We start from the raw sequence: 15,459 nt of genomic DNA, 5'->3' as shown, positions 1-15,459 counted from the left end.
CCAGAAAACCGTAGGTAACCGCGATTGAGGTTGCCAAGGCGGCACTTTGTCGACAGGTGGTGAGGTCAAGGTGACCGCTCAGCCCGCAGGTCGCGGCGATCTGTTCGATCCCCAGTGCCCGACGCGTCAGCTGCTGGACCGGATCGGCACGAAGTGGACGTCGATGGCCGTCAAGGTCCTCGCCGAAGCCGCCCCCGGCGAGGTGCGGTTCGCCGAGCTGAGGCGGCGAATGCCCGGCGTCTCGCAGAAAATGCTCTCGGTCACCCTGCACGGCCTGGTCCGCGACGGCTTGGCCGCCCGCCGCGTCGAGCCGACCGTGCCGCCCCGCGTGCACTACCAGCTCACGCAACTGGGCCTGTCCCTGGAGACCCCGCTCGCGGCCCTCCGAGCCTGGGTCGAGCGACACATGGCCGAGATCGACCACGCCAACGCCAGCCACGACGCCGCCGGCAGTCAGTGACACTCCATCGGAAGATGAGCACTGCTTCAATTGGCCCGTGCCGGATTCGCCGACGGAGCAACCACTCGTCCACTATGGACGGCAAAAACGAAAAGTCCCACCCGCGTATGCAGGTGGGAACGATTCCGGGGAGTGCGGCGCCAGGGACTCGAACCCCGAACCCGCTGACTAAGGGTCACGATCTTGGCCTGCCGCAAGCTGATGCGTGACATCGAAGCATGCCGTAGCAGTACGTCCAGTCTACTCCGGACGGGGGTCGAGTGCCGCCGGCTGTCGTGCCGTGCCGCGTGATGTCGTGACGCTCGGGCTCCCCTCGGGCTCGCACGACGCCCTGTTCCGTGTTGGAGGTTGGCCATGTCTGACCTGAGCCGTGGCCAACGCGCCGTGGTGGCGACTTCAGGGGCCTTCGGCCTGGTGCTTGCCGGGTACGGGATGGCCGGCTCGTACGAGACGGTGTCCGATCTTGCCCGGCTTGAGCGGGTGCTGGGTGGAGCTGGCCAGGCATGCCGGTGCCGCAGCAGACGGGTGACCGGGGTGGCAAGTTCAGCATGTACGGGAAAATCGAGGAAGGGCCTTCACCGATGACCGAGCCATTCACCGTGCACGTCACCGTCCGCGCGTACGAGACCGACGCACAAGGGCACCTGAACAGCAACGTCTACCTCCAGTACGCCGAGCACGCACGGTGGGAGCTGCTGCGCGCGGCGGGTATCAACCAGACCGACCTGCTCGCCAACGGAGTCGGCCCGATCAACCTGGAGACGACAGTCAGGTTCATGCGCGAGTCGCTCGCCGGCGACGAGCTCGCGGTCACTTGCGAGTTCGTCTGGGGCAGCGGCAAGACGTTTCAGGTGCAGCAGCGGTTCCTGCGCGCGGACGGTGAGGTCGCGGCCATGGTGACCAACGTCGGCGGCCTGCTCGACCTCGGCGCGCGCAAGCTGGTGAGCGAGCCTCACGAGTACTTTCAGGGCGTCGCCGGCAAGCCCGAGTTGCTCGGCCTCTGATCCGTCGCCGCCACCCGCTACAACCGGCGGACGAGTGCGGACCACGCGGACAGTCGCGTGGTTCGCTCCGTCCGGCCTGGACGAGCATCGACGACGGCTCCACCGCCTCGACCTGCCAGCCTTCGGCGAAAGTACTCCGCAGGTCTGCCGAGGTGAGCTCCGGCATCCGCGCTAACGGGGCGGCCGCGACGCCACGTGCCGCGAAGCCCTTGCGTACCTCTATCGCCGCCTCGGCGTCGAGTTCGAGCAGCAGCACGGTGGCGCCCGGACGGCACGCGCGGTGCAGCGCAGCGGCGTAAGTCGGCCGCAGCTCCGCCGGGCACGAGTCCAGGAACCCGCAGTCGACGACCGTGTCGAACCGGTTCCGAAGCCCGGGCAACTGGACGGCATCCCCGGCAATCCACTCGACGGCGAGGCCACGCTCGGCCGCCTTGTCCTGGCCACCTCTAGCGCCGACTCGGCGATGTCGATGCCGGTGCACGCGTGACCCGCCGCCGCGCACAGCAGTGCGTGCTCACCCGTGCCACATCCGACGTCGAGCACCTCGCCAGCGAGCCGGCCGTCGGCGAGTGCCTCGGCCAGCATCGGTTGGGGCGCCCCGATGTCCCAGGGCGGTCGCGCGCCAAGCACGGTCCGGCCCGCGTAGATCGCCTCGAACCCGAACGGGTCGGGATCCTGGACGGGCGAGCAGATTCCGCCGAGCCGGCGGGAGACCCGCAAGGGGACTTCGCCGACTTCTGCGAGGCGACCATGCCGACGACGTTGCTGGTGGCCAGGCGCGCCTGTGGCAGCCGGCACGTCGCCGACGACGCGACGCAGGAGGCGTACGTGGTGATGCTGGCCAGTTGGCCGGACCGGTGCGGCCGGGCCGTGATGGACAACCAGCGCTATGTCATCAAGATCGCCCTGCACAAGGTCGTCGACTGGTCTGCGGCATGGCACCGCGACGCTGGCGTTGGCGGCAGGAGTGGAGATGAAGGTGGTGCAGGCGATGCTGCGGCACTCGTCGATCACGATCACCTCGGACACTTACACGTCGGTGCTGCCGCAGGTGGCGCGGGAGGCGGCTGACGCGACGGCCCGGTTGGTGCCGCGCAAGGTCGCGTCGTGGCGGGTTGATGATCGTGTGACGCTCGGGCTCCCCTCGGGCCCACATGCGTCCACTGTGGACGGTGAGGATGAAATGAGGGAAATAGCAAACATCCAGGTCAACGAAGATGTTGACCTGGATGTCGGAAGTGCGGCGCCAGGGACTCGAACCCCGAACCCGCTGATTAAGAGTCAGCTGCTCTGCCAGTTGAGCTAGCGCCGCTCGTCGAAGGTTTCCCGTGGGGTTTCCCTCGCTGACGGGAGAAAGATTAGCACAGGCGTCGCGGCAGTTTCCAATCGGCTGGTCGGGGGCGGTAAGGCCTGGTCAGGGGCGGTGGCGGCGGGTTATCCCGGGACGGGGTGAGGTGCATCACTGCACTAGGGTTGGCGGCTCGGTCGGGGAGGAGCGGCAGTGGGGCACGGAAGGTCGCCGAGGAGCCGGCCGAATCAGCGGCAGGGGCCGGCGGAGACCCGGGCGCCGGTCCGATTCGGCGAGGCGGAACTGGCGAGGGACCCGGATCGGCCGGGGGGCTGGCTGCTGTCGGTGAACGGGGTCGCGCAGTCCTATGTGGACCTGGACGACCCGGAGCACCTGGAATTCGACTACGTGCGAAGGATCGGCGACGTGGTGGACCTGGCCCACCCGGCCGGGCAGCCGCTGGAGGTGCTGCACATCGGGGGCGGGGCGTGCACGGTGGCGAGGTATGTGGCGGCCACGCGCAAGGGGTCCCGGCAGCTGGTGATCGAGGCGGACGGCCCGCTGGTGGAGCTGGTGCGGGAGCAGCTGGACCTGAGGTCGGTGCCGCAGCTGAAGGTGCGGGTCGGCGACGGCCGGCAGGAGACGGCGACCCGGCGGGACGACACGGCGGACCTGGTGGTGGTGGACGCCTTCGAGAGTGCGCTGATGCCGGGCCCGCTGGCCACGCTGGAGTACACCCGCGAGGTGCGGAGGGTGCTGCGGTCGCACGGCACGTACGTGGCGAACCTGGCCGACGGCGGGGGCCTGCACTTCGCCAGGAGGTTCGCGGCCACGCTGGGTGCGGTGTTCGAGCACGTGCTGGTGATGGCCGAGCCGGGAGTTTTTCGCGGCCGGCGGTTCGGCAATCTGGTGGCGGCGGCCTCGAACGACGAGCTGCCGACGGCGGAGCTGGCCCGGCGCACGGCCGGATCGGCCTTTCCGGCGCGCTGCGTCGCAGGTCAGGAGTTTGCCCGGAACGCGAAAGTCCTTGTCGACGGCGAGCCGGTGGCGCCGCCGCAGCCGCCGCCGGACGCGTTGGGTCGGACCTGAGCGACCACTTTCACACGTTCGGGGGAGCGTTTCCAACATCCAGACCGAGTAAACACTGCCACGGTACGTCCGCTCGGACGCTTGTGAGCGCTATCCCCGACCAAAGGAGCGAGCCGACCGGCGTGAACGATCACCCGCAGCGAGGTCCCGTCGACGAGAGCTGGCGGACCGACCTGACGCGCGCCTGGGCGGCGGAGATCGCGAAGACGGTCTTCATCCCGATGTCGCACGCCAAGATCGTGCGGCTGCTGGGCCGGATGACCGCCACCCTGGCCGACGCGGTCGTCGCCGAGCCGCCGGACCCGGCCGGGGTCGCGGAGATCGGCCCGGCCCTGGTCAACCGGGCCATCTCCGGCAAGGCCACCCTGGCCACCACCCTGGACGTGCTGGGCCGCGGCCTGCTGGCGATGCCGAATCCGCCGCCCGAGCTGCCGGCCCGGGTGGTGGCGGTGCTCAGCGTGCTGGCCGCCGGGTACGCCGAGGCGCTGCGGGAACGCACCTACATCAGCCAGGAGGCGCTGAAGCGCTCGCTGATCAAGGCCAAGCGGGACACCGAGCGCAGCCTGGCCGACAGCGACGCCCGCCTGCGGGCGATCTTCTCCTCCTCGGCCGTCGGCATCGCGATCAGCACTCCCACCGGCAAGTTCGCCCAGACCAACGCCGCGCTGACCGAGATCCTCGGCTACGGCCAGCCGGAGCTGGCCGGCATGAGCGTGCAGGACCTGGCCCACGCCGACGCCGCCGGCTGGCTGGCCGAGAGCATCGCCGACCTGCTGGCCGGCCGCCGGCCCAACTTCCGCGAGCGCTGCCGGCTGGTGCACCAGGACGGCGAGTCGGTGTGGGCCTACCTGGCGGTGTCGCTGCTGCGCGACGACCACGACCAGCCGGCCTACCTGGTCACCATGGTCGAGGACGTCACCGAGCTGCACCTGCTGGGCGACCGGCTGGGCCACCAGTCGCTGCACGACATGCTGACCGGCCTGCCCAACCGCCAGTACTTCGTGTCCACTTTGGAGCGTGCGCTGGGCGGATCGCCGGCCAACGGCCGGATCACGTTGTTCCACTTCGGACTCGACCGGTTCACGGTGGTCAACGACGGCCTCGGCCAGCACGTCGGCGACCAGTTGCTACGGGCGGTGGCGCAGCGGCTGGAGAGTGTGTTCCAGGGCGAGACGGCGATGGTCGCCCGGCTGGGCGGCGACGAGTTCGCCGTGCTGCTGGAGGGCACCGCCGACACACCGGGCGTCGGCGAGTACGCGGCCCGGGTGCTGGACACGCTGGCGGTGCCGATGTTCGTCGGCGGCGACGGCATCGCGGTGTCCACCTGCATGGGCATCGTGGACCGGATCGGCACCGGCCAGGACCCGGCCGAGCTGCTGCGGGCCGCCGACATGACGCTGCACCGGGCCAAGCGGCGCGGCGCCGGCCAGTGGGACCTGTTCGACGCCCGGCAGGACGCCGCCGACCGCTCCCGGTTCCGGCTGGCCGCGACCCTGCCCGGCGCGCTTCAGGCCGACCAGCTGGACGTGGTCTACCAGCGGCTGCTGCGTTTCTCCGACGAGACGACGATCGGCGTCACCGCCCGGCTGGCCTGGCGGCCGCCGGCGCAGCAGCCGATGCGGCACAGCGAGGTGCTGGCGCTGGCCGAGGAGACCGGCGTGGTGCTGCCGGTCGGTCGCTGGGTGATCCGCCGGGCCTGCCAGCAGGCGGCCGAGTGGTGGAAGGCCCACGGCCCGGCCACGCCGCCGCTGGTGGTCGACCTGTCGGCCGGCCAGGCCCGCGACCCGGACCTGGTCGGTGTGGTCCGCCGCGAGCTGGACGCGGTGGAGTTGCCGGCCGAGCAGCTGCGGCTGGGGGTGTCGCTTGGCAGCGCCGCCCAGAACGACGAGATCATCGACAACATCCTGGTGCTGGCCGAAATGGGCGTCACATCGTCCCTTTTGGACTACGGCACCGAGCACGCGGACCTGTTGCTGCGCGGGGAGTTCACGCTGCGGGCGGTGGTGCTCGACCCTCGGCTCGGCGACTCGCTGGCCGAGGAGCGCGCCGCCGAGATCACCGAGCCGGTGGTCCGCAGCCTGGTCGACTTCGCGCACAGCCTGGGGCTGCCGGTGGCGGTCGGCGGCATCCGGCACGAGGAGCATCTGCGCCGGCTGCGTGCCGTCGGCGTGGACGCGGGACAGGGCGAGCCGCTCTCGCCGTCGGTGAGTGCGGACCGGATCACACTGGGATAGGGAGACAGTCATGTCGGGAGCAGTGGACTGGGTGCCGGCCGAGGTCGACGTCGACGTCCCCAGCTCGGCCCGGATCTACGACTACGTGCTCGGCGGGGCGCACAACTTCGAGCGCGACCGCATGATCGGCGACCAACTGGCCCAGGTGGTGCCGGTGCGGGAGATGGCCCGCCTGAACCGCTCGTTCCTGCGCCGGGCCGTGCTGTTCCTCATCGACAACGGCATCCGGCAGTTCCTCGACATCGGCTCCGGCATTCCCACCGTCGGCAACGTGCACGAGGTCGCCCACGAGGCCGATCCGTCCTGCCGGGTGGTGTACGTGGACTACGAGCCGGTCGCGGTCGCGCACAGCCAGTTGATCCTGCGTGACGACCCCAACGCCGTGATGGTGCAGTCCGACCTGCGCGACCCCGAGCGCATCCTCAACGACCCCGAGACCCGCCGGATGCTGGACTTCGACCAGCCGATCGGCCTGCTCATGGTCGGGGTTTTCCAGTTCATCGCCGACGCCGACGATCCGGCCGGCGTGATCGCCCGCTACCGCGACGCCCTGCCGTCGGGCAGCTACCTGGCGCTGTCCCACTTCACGCCGGACAACATGGAGGAGGGCATGGCCAAGGCGGTCGGGGTGTTCCAGAACAGCGCCGAGCCCATCCACCCCCGCACCCACGCCCAGGTCACCGCCCTGTTCGACGGCTTCGACCTGGTCGAGCCGGGCGTGGTCTTCACCGCCAACTGGCGCCCCGAGTCCGCCGCCGACCAGGGCGACGACCCCGAGCACTCCGGCATCTACGCCGGCGTGGCCCGCAAACCCTGACCCCGCCGGGGTTCAGAGGAGTTGGGCGGCGGCGAGCATGCGGGCGCGGCGGACGTCGGGGTCCTGGTGGGGGCAGCTGGCGCAGGGGGCGAAGCCGGCGTGGTCGATGAGGCAGCAGGAAACCCGGCGCACCAACGGCTTCCCCTCGATCGGCACGAAGCGAGCCGGCGGCAGCGGCCGGCCCATCCCGGCCACCAGCCAGGACGCCTGCTCGACGCCACGGGCCGGATCGCCCAGATCCCGCCAGGCCCGCAGCAGGCTGTTGGCGACGGCGTCGGTGGTGATGGCCCACAGCGGCGGCAGCCGCACCCCGGACACCGCCGACAACGTCTCCAGCACCGGCTCCAGCGCGGCCCGCAAAGCCGTTGGCAGCAAGGCGACTTCGGGCAGCAGACCGCCGGGGTGGACGTTCACGACGCGGCCGTCCTCGCCGACGTGCACCCGCAGGCGGTCCAGCGCCGGGTCGGCGGCCAGGTCGATCTCGGCCAGCCGGGTCAGCAGCGAGGTCAGCACCACGCTGCTGGTGCTGTACCACCACAGGGTGCCGGCGACCCGGTTGTCGTCGGTGGACCACCGGCGGCGGTTGTCGGCCAGGAACCGCCCCATCTCGGCCGGGTCGGTCAGCGCCGTCCCGGGCAGCATCCGCTCAGCCATGGAGGAACTTCGCCAACGCGACCGCGGAGTCCACGTCCCGCCCGTCCGACACCCGGTTCGCGTACGGCAGCACGAAGAACCGCCGCTGCGCGATAGCCGGCAGTCCGGCCAGTTCCGGCCGCCCCAGCAGGAAATCCTCCATCTGCCGCGCCTGTTCCTCGTCGGCCGCGTCGATGGTGATCACCTCCGGCGCCCGCGCCACCACTTCCTCCCAGGACACGTGGATCCAGCTGTCCTGGACGTCGGTGAAGACGTTCACGCCGCCGGCGTGCGCGATGATCGCGTCGGGCGCGGCGAAGTGCCCCGAGGACAGCGGTTGCTTGTCCCCGCGGCAATCGTAGTGGAAGACCTTGGTCGCCACGGGGGCCTTGGGCCGGCCGGCCCCGGCGACCGCCCCTAGCAGAACCTGGGGCGTTCGCACCTCCCAGAGGATGGCATCACCCGGCCGGGTGGAACCGCCGAGAATGCGGCCGATCAGCACCGAGAGCGTGTCGGTGACCGGCAGTGACACGGGGCCGAGCAGCACTCCGGCCAGCAGGGCAGGACCAGGACAACGACCGAACCGGAGAGCAGCGCGGAGAACCGGGCCCGCTCGCCGGACGGCGCGGCACCGCGCGCAGGCATCGACAGCCGGCCCTCCATCACCTCGTGGACGCGCCTTGCCGTGCCGTGGCGGGCCTCCTGGCTGACGGGTGGTGCGTGCGGCGAGCGGCCTTCCCAGGCGGTGAAAAGCCCAGTGACCCATGCGTTCTCGCGCACATCCCGACCACAGTGGCGAGTGCCGCTCCGGTCTGGCGGCGGATTCCGGTCACCACGGCCCGGTCACGGTAGGCAGCGCCCGTCAACACTGTCAACGTGACCTGGTCGGGGGATGCTCCGGTTGACATCGGTGCGGTCGGTGGGGAGCATTCGCGCAGGCGAGTCGGGGAGTGAGTGGTGACCCAGCTGCGTCAAGCCGAAGTGGTGCTGCCGGTCGCCGAGAGCGGCCAGGACAGCCCGGGCTCGGCCCTTGGTGCGATAGGCGCGGTGCCGTGGCCGCGGCGGACGGCCCGACCCCGGGACCCCCGTCCGGTGCCGGCGGTGGTGCTGGAGAACGACCTGTTGATCGCGACCGTCCTCATCGGACAGGGCGGTCGGCTGCATTCGTTGTGGCACAAGCGGGAACACCGGCCGGTGCCGTTCTGCTCGCCGGCCTTCCAGCCGGCCAGCGGCGGGCCGGTGTTCGCCGCGCCGGTGCACGGCGACACGCTGCGGGTGTGGGAGTGGGACACCGCGCGCGATCTGCCCTTCCAGGTCGACTTCGTGCTGGCCGACGGGGAGTCGCTGCGGGTCGACACCAAGGTGCGCGACCCCCGCGGGCACACCGAGTGGGACGAGGCGCCGCCCGGCGAGCTGATCGCCGCCGGCTCGGGCTGGGGCGCGCTGGAGCTGACCCGCCTGGGCGTGCTGCTGCCGGCCACGCCGTTCACCGGCCTCGGCGCGCCGCAGCGGCCGTGGCTGGAGTTGTTGCACGGCAACATGATCGCCTCCGACCCGGAGCAGCCGCCCGGCCGCAGCCTGGTGTCCGCGCCGTGGCGGGCGATGCTGGAGGCGGCCCCGGAGAACTGGCTGACCGCCTACCACCTGGGCGTGGCCCGCTGGCACGCCAGGGAAAGCGAGGCGGCCGTCGCCGCATGGCGGCGGTCGATCGAGCTGGCCGTCTCGCCGTGGGCGCTGCGCAACCTGGCCGTCGCCGAGTTCCGCGGCGGTCACGTCCGCGAGGCCGCCGAACTGCTCACCGCCGCCGCCTGGTCCACTCCCGCCGTGCCGGCCCTGTCCGTGGAGGCCGTCGACCTCCTCCTGGCCGCCGGCCAGGCCGACGAAGCCGCCACCCTGCTACGCAGAGTCCCCACCTGACCCCACCGACTCGCCATTCCCCGCTTGGAAGGGGGCTTTCCTACACTCCGAGTGTAGGAAAGCCCCCTTCCAAGTGGGAGGGCGGTTACTGAGCGGAGTGGGGTGGGGCGGCGAAGGGGGTTGGGGGGAGGCCGGCGGCCATCAGAGCGGCGCGGACCCGGCGGGCGATCTCCACCGCGCCCGGGGTGTCGCCGTGCACGCACAATGATTGCGGGGCAACGGTAACGACCGTGCCGTCCACGGCGGTCACGGTGCCGTCCACAGCCATCTGCACGCAGCGGGCGACGATCTCCTCCACGTCGTGCAGCACGGCGCCGGGCAACCGCCGGGACACCAACGCGCCTGAAGGGGTGTAGGCCCGGTCGGCGAAGGCCTCGCGCACGGCGGTCAACCCGGCGGATTCGGCCTGGCGCAAGGATTCCGAGCCCGGCAGGCCCAGGATCGGCAGCGTCGGGTCGTACCGGCGCACGGCCTCGACCACGGCTGCCGCCTGTTCGGCGTGCGTCACGATCGCGTTGTAGAGCGCCCCATGCGGCTTCACGTAGCGCACGCGCGTGCCGGCGATGCGGGCGAAGCCGTCCAGCGCCCCGATCTGGTAGATCACGTCGTTGGCCAGCTCGGCCGGGTCCACGTCGATGAACCGGCGGCCGAAGCCGGGCAGGTCCCGATAGCCGACCTGGGCCCCGATGACCACGCCCCGCTCGGCGGCCCGCTCGGTCACCCGCCGCAGCACCGTCGGGTCCCCGGCGTGGAAGCCGCACGCGACGTTCGCGCTGGTCACGACGTCGAGCAGGGCCTCGTCGTCGCCCAGCCGCCACGCCCCGAAGCCCTCGCCCAGATCGCTGTTCAAGTCCATGGCCCCAACCTAGGGCAGCAGGCCGAACCGCCGGGCGGCGACCACCGCGGCCAGCCGCGAGTGCACGTCCAGCTTGCGCATGGCGCTGCGCAGATAGGCCTTCACGGTCTCCGGCCGCACCCCGATCCGGGCCGCCACCTCGGCATTGGTCTGCCCCAAGGCGATCCCCGACAGCACGTCCAACTCCCGGGCCGACAGCGACGGCACCGCGGCGTCGGAAGGGGCCCAGGAGGACGCGAGTCGGGCGCAGACGTCGTGCACCCGTTGCCGCAGCGCATCATCGGTGACCTCGGCCGCCAGCTGGCGCAGCTCGGCGTGCGCGGCCCGCACTTCCTCCCAGCCGCGAGGCACCGTCACGTCCTCGATACGGCTACGCTGCGCGTCCCGCACCGCCAGCCCCTGCTCCAGGTCCCGGGCCGTCTCCCGCGCGGCGGTGAGCACCCGGTCGCCCAGCGGCAGCGCCTGCCGCAGCGCCCCGTACAGCACGGCCCGCACCACCCGGTTGACCACCACCGGCACGGCCACGATGGACCGCAGCCCCTCGGCCGTCACCGGCAGGTCGTACTGGTGGCTGATGCCGGCGGCCTGCGGGTAGTCGGTGACGGCGACCGGCTTGGCCAGGTCCAGGGCCTTGCCGCCGAGGCCGTTGCCCCGCACGACCATCAGCCCGGACAACGCGGTGGTGCTGGTCCCGACCAGCTCGGACAGCTTCACCCCGGTCGAGTGGGCCAGCCCGCCGAAGGCGACCGGGAGGCCGGTGGCACGCCGCATCGTGGCGAGGGCCCGACGGACCTCAGTCGCGTCTTCCTGCATCGGGGTCCCCCTTTCCGGGGGTAGCGGACTGCGCTGTCCGGCACCACCATCGCCTGCGTGACCGATACCGCGTTTCGGGCGGCCCGCGACCTGCTGCTCGCCCACCGAGAAGACTACGCCGCCGCCCGGGACGGTTTCCGCTGGCCAGAGCTGGGCGAGTTCAACTGGGCCCTGGACTGGTTCGACACGATCGCCGCCGGCAACCAGCGGCCGGCGCTGTGGATCGTCGAGCAGGACGGCAGCGAGCGGCGGATCTCGTTCGAGCAGATGGCGAAGCGGTCCAACCAGGTCGCGAACTGGCTGCGCGGGCACGGGGTCCGCCGCGGCGACCGGATCATCCTGATGCTGGGCAACCAGGTCGAGCTGTGGGAGACGATCCTGGCGGCGATGAAGCTGGGGGCCGTGCTGATCCCGGCCAGCACCCTGCTCGGCGCGGCCGACCTGCGCGACCGGGTCGAACGCGGGCAGGCCAAGCACGTCGTGACCGGTCTGCCCGGCAGTTACGCCGATGTGCCCGGCGACTACACCCGGATCGCCGTGGGCGCGCCGGCCGAGGGCTGGCTGGACTACGCGGATTCCGCTGCCGCCGACGACACCTTCACGCCCGACGGCGTCACCCGGGCCGACGACACGTTGCTGCTGTACTTCACCTCCGGCACCACCGCCCAGCCGAAGCTGGTCGAGCACACGCATGTCTCCTACCCGGTCGGGCATCTGTCCACTATGTACTGGATCGGGCTGGAGCCCGGCGACGTGCACCTGAACATCTCCTCCCCGGGCTGGGCAAAACACGCGTGGAGCAACGTGTTCGCGCCCTGGAACGCCGAGGCGACGGTGTTCGTCTACAACTACACCCGGTTCGACGCCGGCCGGCTGATGGCCGAGATGGACCGCTGCGGGGTGACGAGCTTCTGCGCGCCGCCGACGGTGTGGCGGATGCTGATCCAGGCCGACCTGACCGCGCTGAACACCCCGCCGCGCAAGGTGGTCGGGGCCGGCGAGCCGCTCAACCCCGAGGTGATCGACCAGGTGCGCAAGGCATGGGGTGTCACGGTTCGGGACGGCTTCGGCCAGACCGAGACCACGGTGATGGTGGCCAACACCCCGGCTCAGCCGATCAAGCCGGGCGCGATGGGCCGTCCGGCGCCGGGCTACGAGATCGTGCTGGTCGACCCGGCCACCGGCGAACTCGGCGACGAGGGCGAGATCTGCGTCGACCTGGCGAAGCGCCCGTTGGGGCTGATGGTCGGCTATCACGGCGACGACGAGCGCAACGCCGAGGCCATGCGGGGTGGCTACTACCACACCGGGGACGTCGGTTCCCGCGATGTGGACGGCTATCTCACCTACGTCGGCCGCGCCGACGACGTGTTCAAGGCCTCGGACTACCGGATCTCGCCGTTCGAGCTGGAGTCCGTCCTGCTGGAGCACGACGCCGTCGCCGAGGCCGCGGTGGTGCCGTCGCCGGACCCGGTTCGGCTGTCCGTGCCCAAGGCCTACATCGTGCTCGCCGCAGGTTGGGCCGCCGACGCGGCCACCGCGGAGGCGATCTTCGCGCACTCCCGCGCGCATCTCGCGCCGTACAAGCGGATCCGCCGGCTGGAGTTCGCCGAGCTGCCCAAGACGATCTCCGGCAAGATCCGCCGGGTCGAACTGCGTGGCTTCGAGCACGACAAGCGCGCTGAGGGCGAGCGTCCACATGGTGAACACCGTGAGGACGATTTCCCCACACTTCGTGGTCAGTAGCTTCCCACTCCATAGGAATCGTTGACGCGTCACGGGGTGCGCTGTTCGGATGGGTCGCGTGACCCTGTCCGTACCGCGCCCCACCGCGTCGGCGCCCGACGACACCGCCGACCTCCGTGTGGTGCCCGCCCGCTATCCCTGGCGGTGGGTGGGCATCGCCGTCGTGCTCGTGCTGCTCGCGCAGTTCGTGCACGGCCTGGCCACCAATCCCGGTTGGGACTGGCCGACCTTCGCCGCGTTCTTCGCCAGCGGCGCCGTGGTGACCGCCCTGGGCGTGACCCTCCAGCTGACCGCCTACGCCACCGTGCTCGGCTTCGCCGTCGGCGTGGTGCTGGCCCTGATGCGTCTGTCGCACAGCCGATTCCTGCGCACCGTGGCCTTCGGCTACGTGTGGGCGTTCCGCTCCATCCCGCTGATCGTGCAGATCATCTTCTGGTTCAACGTCTCCTACCTCTACCCGAAGCTGGGCTTCGGCATCCCGTTCGGGCCGGTGTTGTTCACCATCCCCACCCAGGACCTGTTCTCCCCGCTGGGCGCGGCGGTGATCGGTCTGACGCTGCACCAGGCCGCCTACTCGGCCGAGATCATCCGGTCCGGGGTGCTGGCCGTGGACTCGGGGCAGCTTCAGGCCGCCGCCGCGCTGGGCATCCCGCGCGGCCGGCAGTTCCGGCGAATCGTGCTGCCGCAGGCGATGCGCTCGATCCTGCCCAACGCCGCCAACGAGGTGATCTCCCTGCTCAAGGGCACCTCGATCGTCTCGGTGGTGGCGATCAACGAGCTGTTCTACCAGGTGCAGGTGATCTACGGCCGCAACGCCCGGGTGGTGGCGCTGCTGATGGTGGCCACCGTCTGGTACGTGGTGCTGACCTCCGTGCTCTCGCTGGTGCAGCACTACGTGGAGCGGCACTTCGCCAAGGGGGCCCGGTGATCGAGATTCGGGACGTGCACAAGAGTTTCGGCGCGCACGAGGTGCTCCGGGGCGTGAGCCTGAACGTGTCCGCCGGGGAGGTGGCCGTGGTGCTCGGGCCGTCCGGCTCCGGCAAGTCCACCCTGCTGCGCAGCGTCAACCACCTGGAGAAGGTCGACCGCGGGCAGATCCGGGTCGACGGCGAGCTGATCGGCTACCGCCGCCGTGGCGACAAGCTGTACGAGCTCAAGGAACGCGACGTGCTCAAGCAGCGCAGCGCCATCGGCTTCGTGTTCCAGAACTTCAACCTGTTCCCGCATCTGACCGTCACCGACAACATCGCCGAGGCCCCGGTCGCCACCGGCCGGCTGACCCGGGATCTGGCCCGGGCCAAGGCATTGGAGCTGCTCGACCGGGTCGGGTTGGCGGACAAGGCCGACGCCTATCCGCGGCAGCTGTCCGGCGGGCAGCAGCAGCGGGTGGCGATCGCCCGGGCGCTGGCCCTTGACCCCAAGGTCGTGCTGTTCGACGAGCCGACGTCCGCGCTGGACCCCGAGCTGGTCGGCGAAGTGCTCGACGTGCTGCGGGATCTGGCCCGCAGCGGCACCACGATGATCGTCGTCACGCACGAGATCGGCTTCGCCCGCGAGGTCGCCGACACCGTCGTGTTCATCGACGAGGGCCGGGTGGTCGAACAGGGCCCGCCGGCGCAGGTGCTGGACAGTCCCGCCCATGAGCGGACCAGATCGTTCCTTTCCAAGGTTCTGTAGGAGGAAAGCGTTGTACAGCAAGGTACTGGCCGGCGTTCTGGTGATGGCCACGCTGACCGCCTGCGGGGCCGCGGCGGGGGAGCAGAGCCAGCAGCAGCCGCGCGTCGCCGCCGCCAAGGTCGACCGCATCGCCGCCGAGGTCCCCGCGGCGATACGCGATCGCGGCACCCTCGAAGTGATCAGCAGCGTCGGCACCCTGCCCCCGCTGAATTTCTACGACACCGACAACAAGACCCCCATCGGCGTCGAGCAGGACATCGCCGGCCTGGTCGCCGACGTGCTCGGCCTCAAGACCCACGTCAACGTCGCCTCGTGGGAGAACGTGTTCGTAGGCCTGGATTCCGGCAAGTACGACGCCGGCTTCACCAACATCACCGTCACCGAGGAGCGCAAGGAGAAGTACGACTTCGCCACCTACCGGCTGGACAACGTCTCCTTCGAGGCCCGCAAGGGCAGCAACTGGAAGGTCACCGGCCCGGCCGACGTCGCCGGCAAGACCATCGCCGTGAGCTCCGGCACCAACCAGGAGAAGCTGCTGCTGGACTGGAACAGCCAGAACGTGGCCCGCGGCCTCAAGCCCGTGGACATCAAGTACTTCCAGAACTCCACGGACTACTACCTGGCCCTGCAGTCCGGCCGCCTCGACGCCTACCTCGGCCCCAACCCCACGACCGCCTACCACGCCAAGACCTCCGGCCAGACCGAGATCGTCGGCACCGTCTCCGGCGCCGGACCCACCTTGCAGGGCAAGATCGCCGCCACCACCAAGAAGGGCAACGGTCTGGTGCGGGCCCTCAACGACGCCCTCAACCAGGTGATCTCCGACGGCAGCTACCAGAAGGTGCTGGACCGCTGGGGCCTGGGCAACGAGGCCGTCGCCCACTCCGAGATCAACCCGCCCGGCCTGCCCAAGTCCTGACCCCCG

At 70.8% G+C, this 15,459-nt stretch carries 16 protein-coding genes, 1 tRNA gene and 1 riboswitch; of the genes, 11 read left to right on the top strand and 6 right to left on the bottom strand.

Translation table 11 applies throughout. The annotated features are described in order from the left end of the window. Positions 1-70: 70 nt before the first annotated feature. Together ACIG5F_RS04540 and ACIG5F_RS04535 are read left to right on the top strand one after the other, a co-directional pair. Positions 71-460 carry a winged helix-turn-helix transcriptional regulator gene (locus tag ACIG5F_RS04540; protein WP_396515974.1) on the top strand — a complete coding sequence of 130 codons (390 nt, stop codon included), beginning with the start codon at positions 71-73 and terminating at the stop codon, positions 458-460. 581 nt (positions 461-1,041) lie between these two features. After that, positions 1,042-1,464 carry an acyl-CoA thioesterase gene (locus tag ACIG5F_RS04535; RefSeq protein WP_396515973.1) on the top strand — a complete coding sequence of 141 codons (423 nt, stop codon included), beginning with the start codon at positions 1,042-1,044 and terminating at the stop codon, positions 1,462-1,464. Positions 1,465-1,683: 219 nt separating this feature from the next. Here the strand turns inward: ACIG5F_RS04535 and ACIG5F_RS04530 are convergent, their stop codons facing one another. Beyond that, positions 1,684-2,049 carry a class I SAM-dependent methyltransferase gene (locus ACIG5F_RS04530; RefSeq protein WP_396516377.1) on the bottom strand — a complete coding sequence of 122 codons (366 nt, stop codon included), beginning with the start codon at positions 2,047-2,049 and terminating at the stop codon, positions 1,684-1,686. Here ACIG5F_RS04530 and ACIG5F_RS04525 point away from each other — a divergent pair. After that, on the top strand, positions 1,948-2,535 hold the full coding sequence (locus tag ACIG5F_RS04525) for a hypothetical protein (protein WP_396516391.1): 588 nt from the start codon (positions 1,948-1,950) through the stop codon (positions 2,533-2,535). The genes ACIG5F_RS04530 and ACIG5F_RS04525 overlap by 102 nt on opposite strands. Before the next feature lie 168 nt (positions 2,536-2,703). On the opposite strand, the gene ACIG5F_RS04520 is transcribed toward ACIG5F_RS04525, so the two are convergent. Next, positions 2,704-2,776, bottom strand: a tRNA-Lys gene (locus tag ACIG5F_RS04520). Between the two features lie 189 nt (positions 2,777-2,965). Between ACIG5F_RS04520 and ACIG5F_RS04515 the strand changes: the two genes are divergently transcribed. From ACIG5F_RS04515 to ACIG5F_RS04505, 3 genes are all read left to right on the top strand, one after another. After that, positions 2,966-3,841: a spermidine synthase gene (locus tag ACIG5F_RS04515; protein WP_396515972.1), complete on the top strand. Its 876-nt coding sequence runs from the start codon at positions 2,966-2,968 to the stop codon at positions 3,839-3,841. Positions 3,842-3,963: 122 nt separating this feature from the next. Further along, positions 3,964-6,075, top strand: coding sequence for a putative bifunctional diguanylate cyclase/phosphodiesterase (locus ACIG5F_RS04510; protein WP_396515971.1), 2,112 nt, complete (start codon positions 3,964-3,966; stop codon positions 6,073-6,075). Positions 6,076-6,085: 10 nt separating this feature from the next. Further along, entirely contained in the window at positions 6,086-6,892 is an 807-nt protein-coding gene (locus ACIG5F_RS04505; RefSeq protein WP_396515970.1) for an SAM-dependent methyltransferase, read from the top strand. 12 nt (positions 6,893-6,904) lie between these two features. Here the strand turns inward: ACIG5F_RS04505 and ACIG5F_RS04500 are convergent, their stop codons facing one another. Together ACIG5F_RS04500 and ACIG5F_RS04495 are read right to left on the bottom strand one after the other, a co-directional pair. Next, on the bottom strand, positions 6,905-7,546 hold the full coding sequence (locus ACIG5F_RS04500) for a Fe-S oxidoreductase (RefSeq protein WP_396515969.1): 642 nt from the start codon (positions 7,544-7,546) through the stop codon (positions 6,905-6,907). Beyond that, positions 7,539-8,057: an ABC transporter substrate-binding protein gene (locus ACIG5F_RS04495; protein ID WP_396515968.1), complete on the bottom strand. Its 519-nt coding sequence runs from the start codon at positions 8,055-8,057 to the stop codon at positions 7,539-7,541. Before ACIG5F_RS04495 ends, ACIG5F_RS04500 begins: the two co-directional genes overlap by 8 nt. A 165-nt stretch (positions 8,058-8,222) precedes the next feature. Beyond that, a riboswitch (cobalamin riboswitch) is annotated at positions 8,223-8,352 on the bottom strand. A 130-nt stretch (positions 8,353-8,482) separates the two neighbouring features. Between ACIG5F_RS04495 and ACIG5F_RS04490 the strand changes: the two genes are divergently transcribed. Further along, entirely contained in the window at positions 8,483-9,442 is a 960-nt protein-coding gene (locus ACIG5F_RS04490; RefSeq protein ID WP_396515967.1) for a hypothetical protein, read from the top strand. Positions 9,443-9,527: 85 nt separating this feature from the next. Here ACIG5F_RS04490 and ACIG5F_RS04485 read toward each other — a convergent pair whose 3' ends face one another. Together ACIG5F_RS04485 and ACIG5F_RS04480 are read right to left on the bottom strand one after the other, a co-directional pair. Then, a complete protein-coding gene (locus ACIG5F_RS04485; RefSeq protein ID WP_396515966.1) occupies positions 9,528-10,298 on the bottom strand; it encodes a LamB/YcsF family protein in 771 nt (256 codons plus the stop codon). A gap of 9 nt (positions 10,299-10,307) precedes the next feature. After that, complete coding sequence (locus tag ACIG5F_RS04480; RefSeq protein ID WP_396515965.1) at positions 10,308-11,111, bottom strand: response regulator transcription factor; 804 nt, start codon at positions 11,109-11,111, stop codon at positions 10,308-10,310. Between the two features lie 57 nt (positions 11,112-11,168). Between ACIG5F_RS04480 and ACIG5F_RS04475 the strand changes: the two genes are divergently transcribed. Genes ACIG5F_RS04475 through ACIG5F_RS04460 form a run of 4 tightly spaced genes read left to right on the top strand, consistent with a single transcriptional unit; the run spans position 11,169 to position 15,453 of the window. Further along, on the top strand, positions 11,169-12,857 hold the full coding sequence (locus ACIG5F_RS04475) for an AMP-binding protein (protein ID WP_396515964.1): 1,689 nt from the start codon (positions 11,169-11,171) through the stop codon (positions 12,855-12,857). 58 nt (positions 12,858-12,915) lie between these two features. Further along, the gene (locus ACIG5F_RS04470; protein WP_396515963.1) at positions 12,916-13,785 is read left to right on the top strand and encodes an amino acid ABC transporter permease; all 870 of its coding nucleotides are present in this window, start codon (positions 12,916-12,918) and stop codon (positions 13,783-13,785) included. Further along, complete coding sequence (locus tag ACIG5F_RS04465) at positions 13,785-14,534, top strand: amino acid ABC transporter ATP-binding protein (RefSeq protein ID WP_396516376.1); 750 nt, start codon at positions 13,785-13,787, stop codon at positions 14,532-14,534. The genes ACIG5F_RS04470 and ACIG5F_RS04465 overlap by 1 nt, the downstream gene beginning before the upstream one ends. Positions 14,535-14,544: 10 nt before the next feature. Continuing rightward, complete coding sequence (locus ACIG5F_RS04460; RefSeq protein ID WP_396515962.1) at positions 14,545-15,453, top strand: ABC transporter substrate-binding protein; 909 nt, start codon at positions 14,545-14,547, stop codon at positions 15,451-15,453. The last annotated feature ends 6 nt before the right edge of the window (positions 15,454-15,459 follow it).

Origin of the sequence: Kutzneria sp. NPDC052558 (assembly GCF_044547355.1) — a bacterium.
Classification (GTDB): Bacteria; Actinomycetota; Actinomycetes; order Mycobacteriales; family Pseudonocardiaceae; genus Kutzneria.
This window is presented reverse-complemented; position numbering and strand designations above follow the sequence as displayed.

Coding starts and splice junctions, on each gene's coding strand:
- ACIG5F_RS04530 (WP_396516377.1), bottom strand. CDS start 2,049: ATGCTGGCCGAGGCACTCGCCGACGGCCGGCTCGCTGGCGAGGTGCTC.
- ACIG5F_RS04500 (WP_396515969.1), bottom strand. CDS start 7,546: ATGGCTGAGCGGATGCTGCCCGGGACGGCGCTGACCGACCCGGCCGAG.
- ACIG5F_RS04480 (WP_396515965.1), bottom strand. CDS start 11,111: ATGCAGGAAGACGCGACTGAGGTCCGTCGGGCCCTCGCCACGATGCGG.
- ACIG5F_RS04535 (WP_396515973.1), top strand. CDS start 1,042: ATGACCGAGCCATTCACCGTGCACGTCACCGTCCGCGCGTACGAGACC.
- ACIG5F_RS04505 (WP_396515970.1), top strand. CDS start 6,086: ATGTCGGGAGCAGTGGACTGGGTGCCGGCCGAGGTCGACGTCGACGTC.
- ACIG5F_RS04485 (WP_396515966.1), bottom strand. CDS start 10,298: ATGGACTTGAACAGCGATCTGGGCGAGGGCTTCGGGGCGTGGCGGCTG.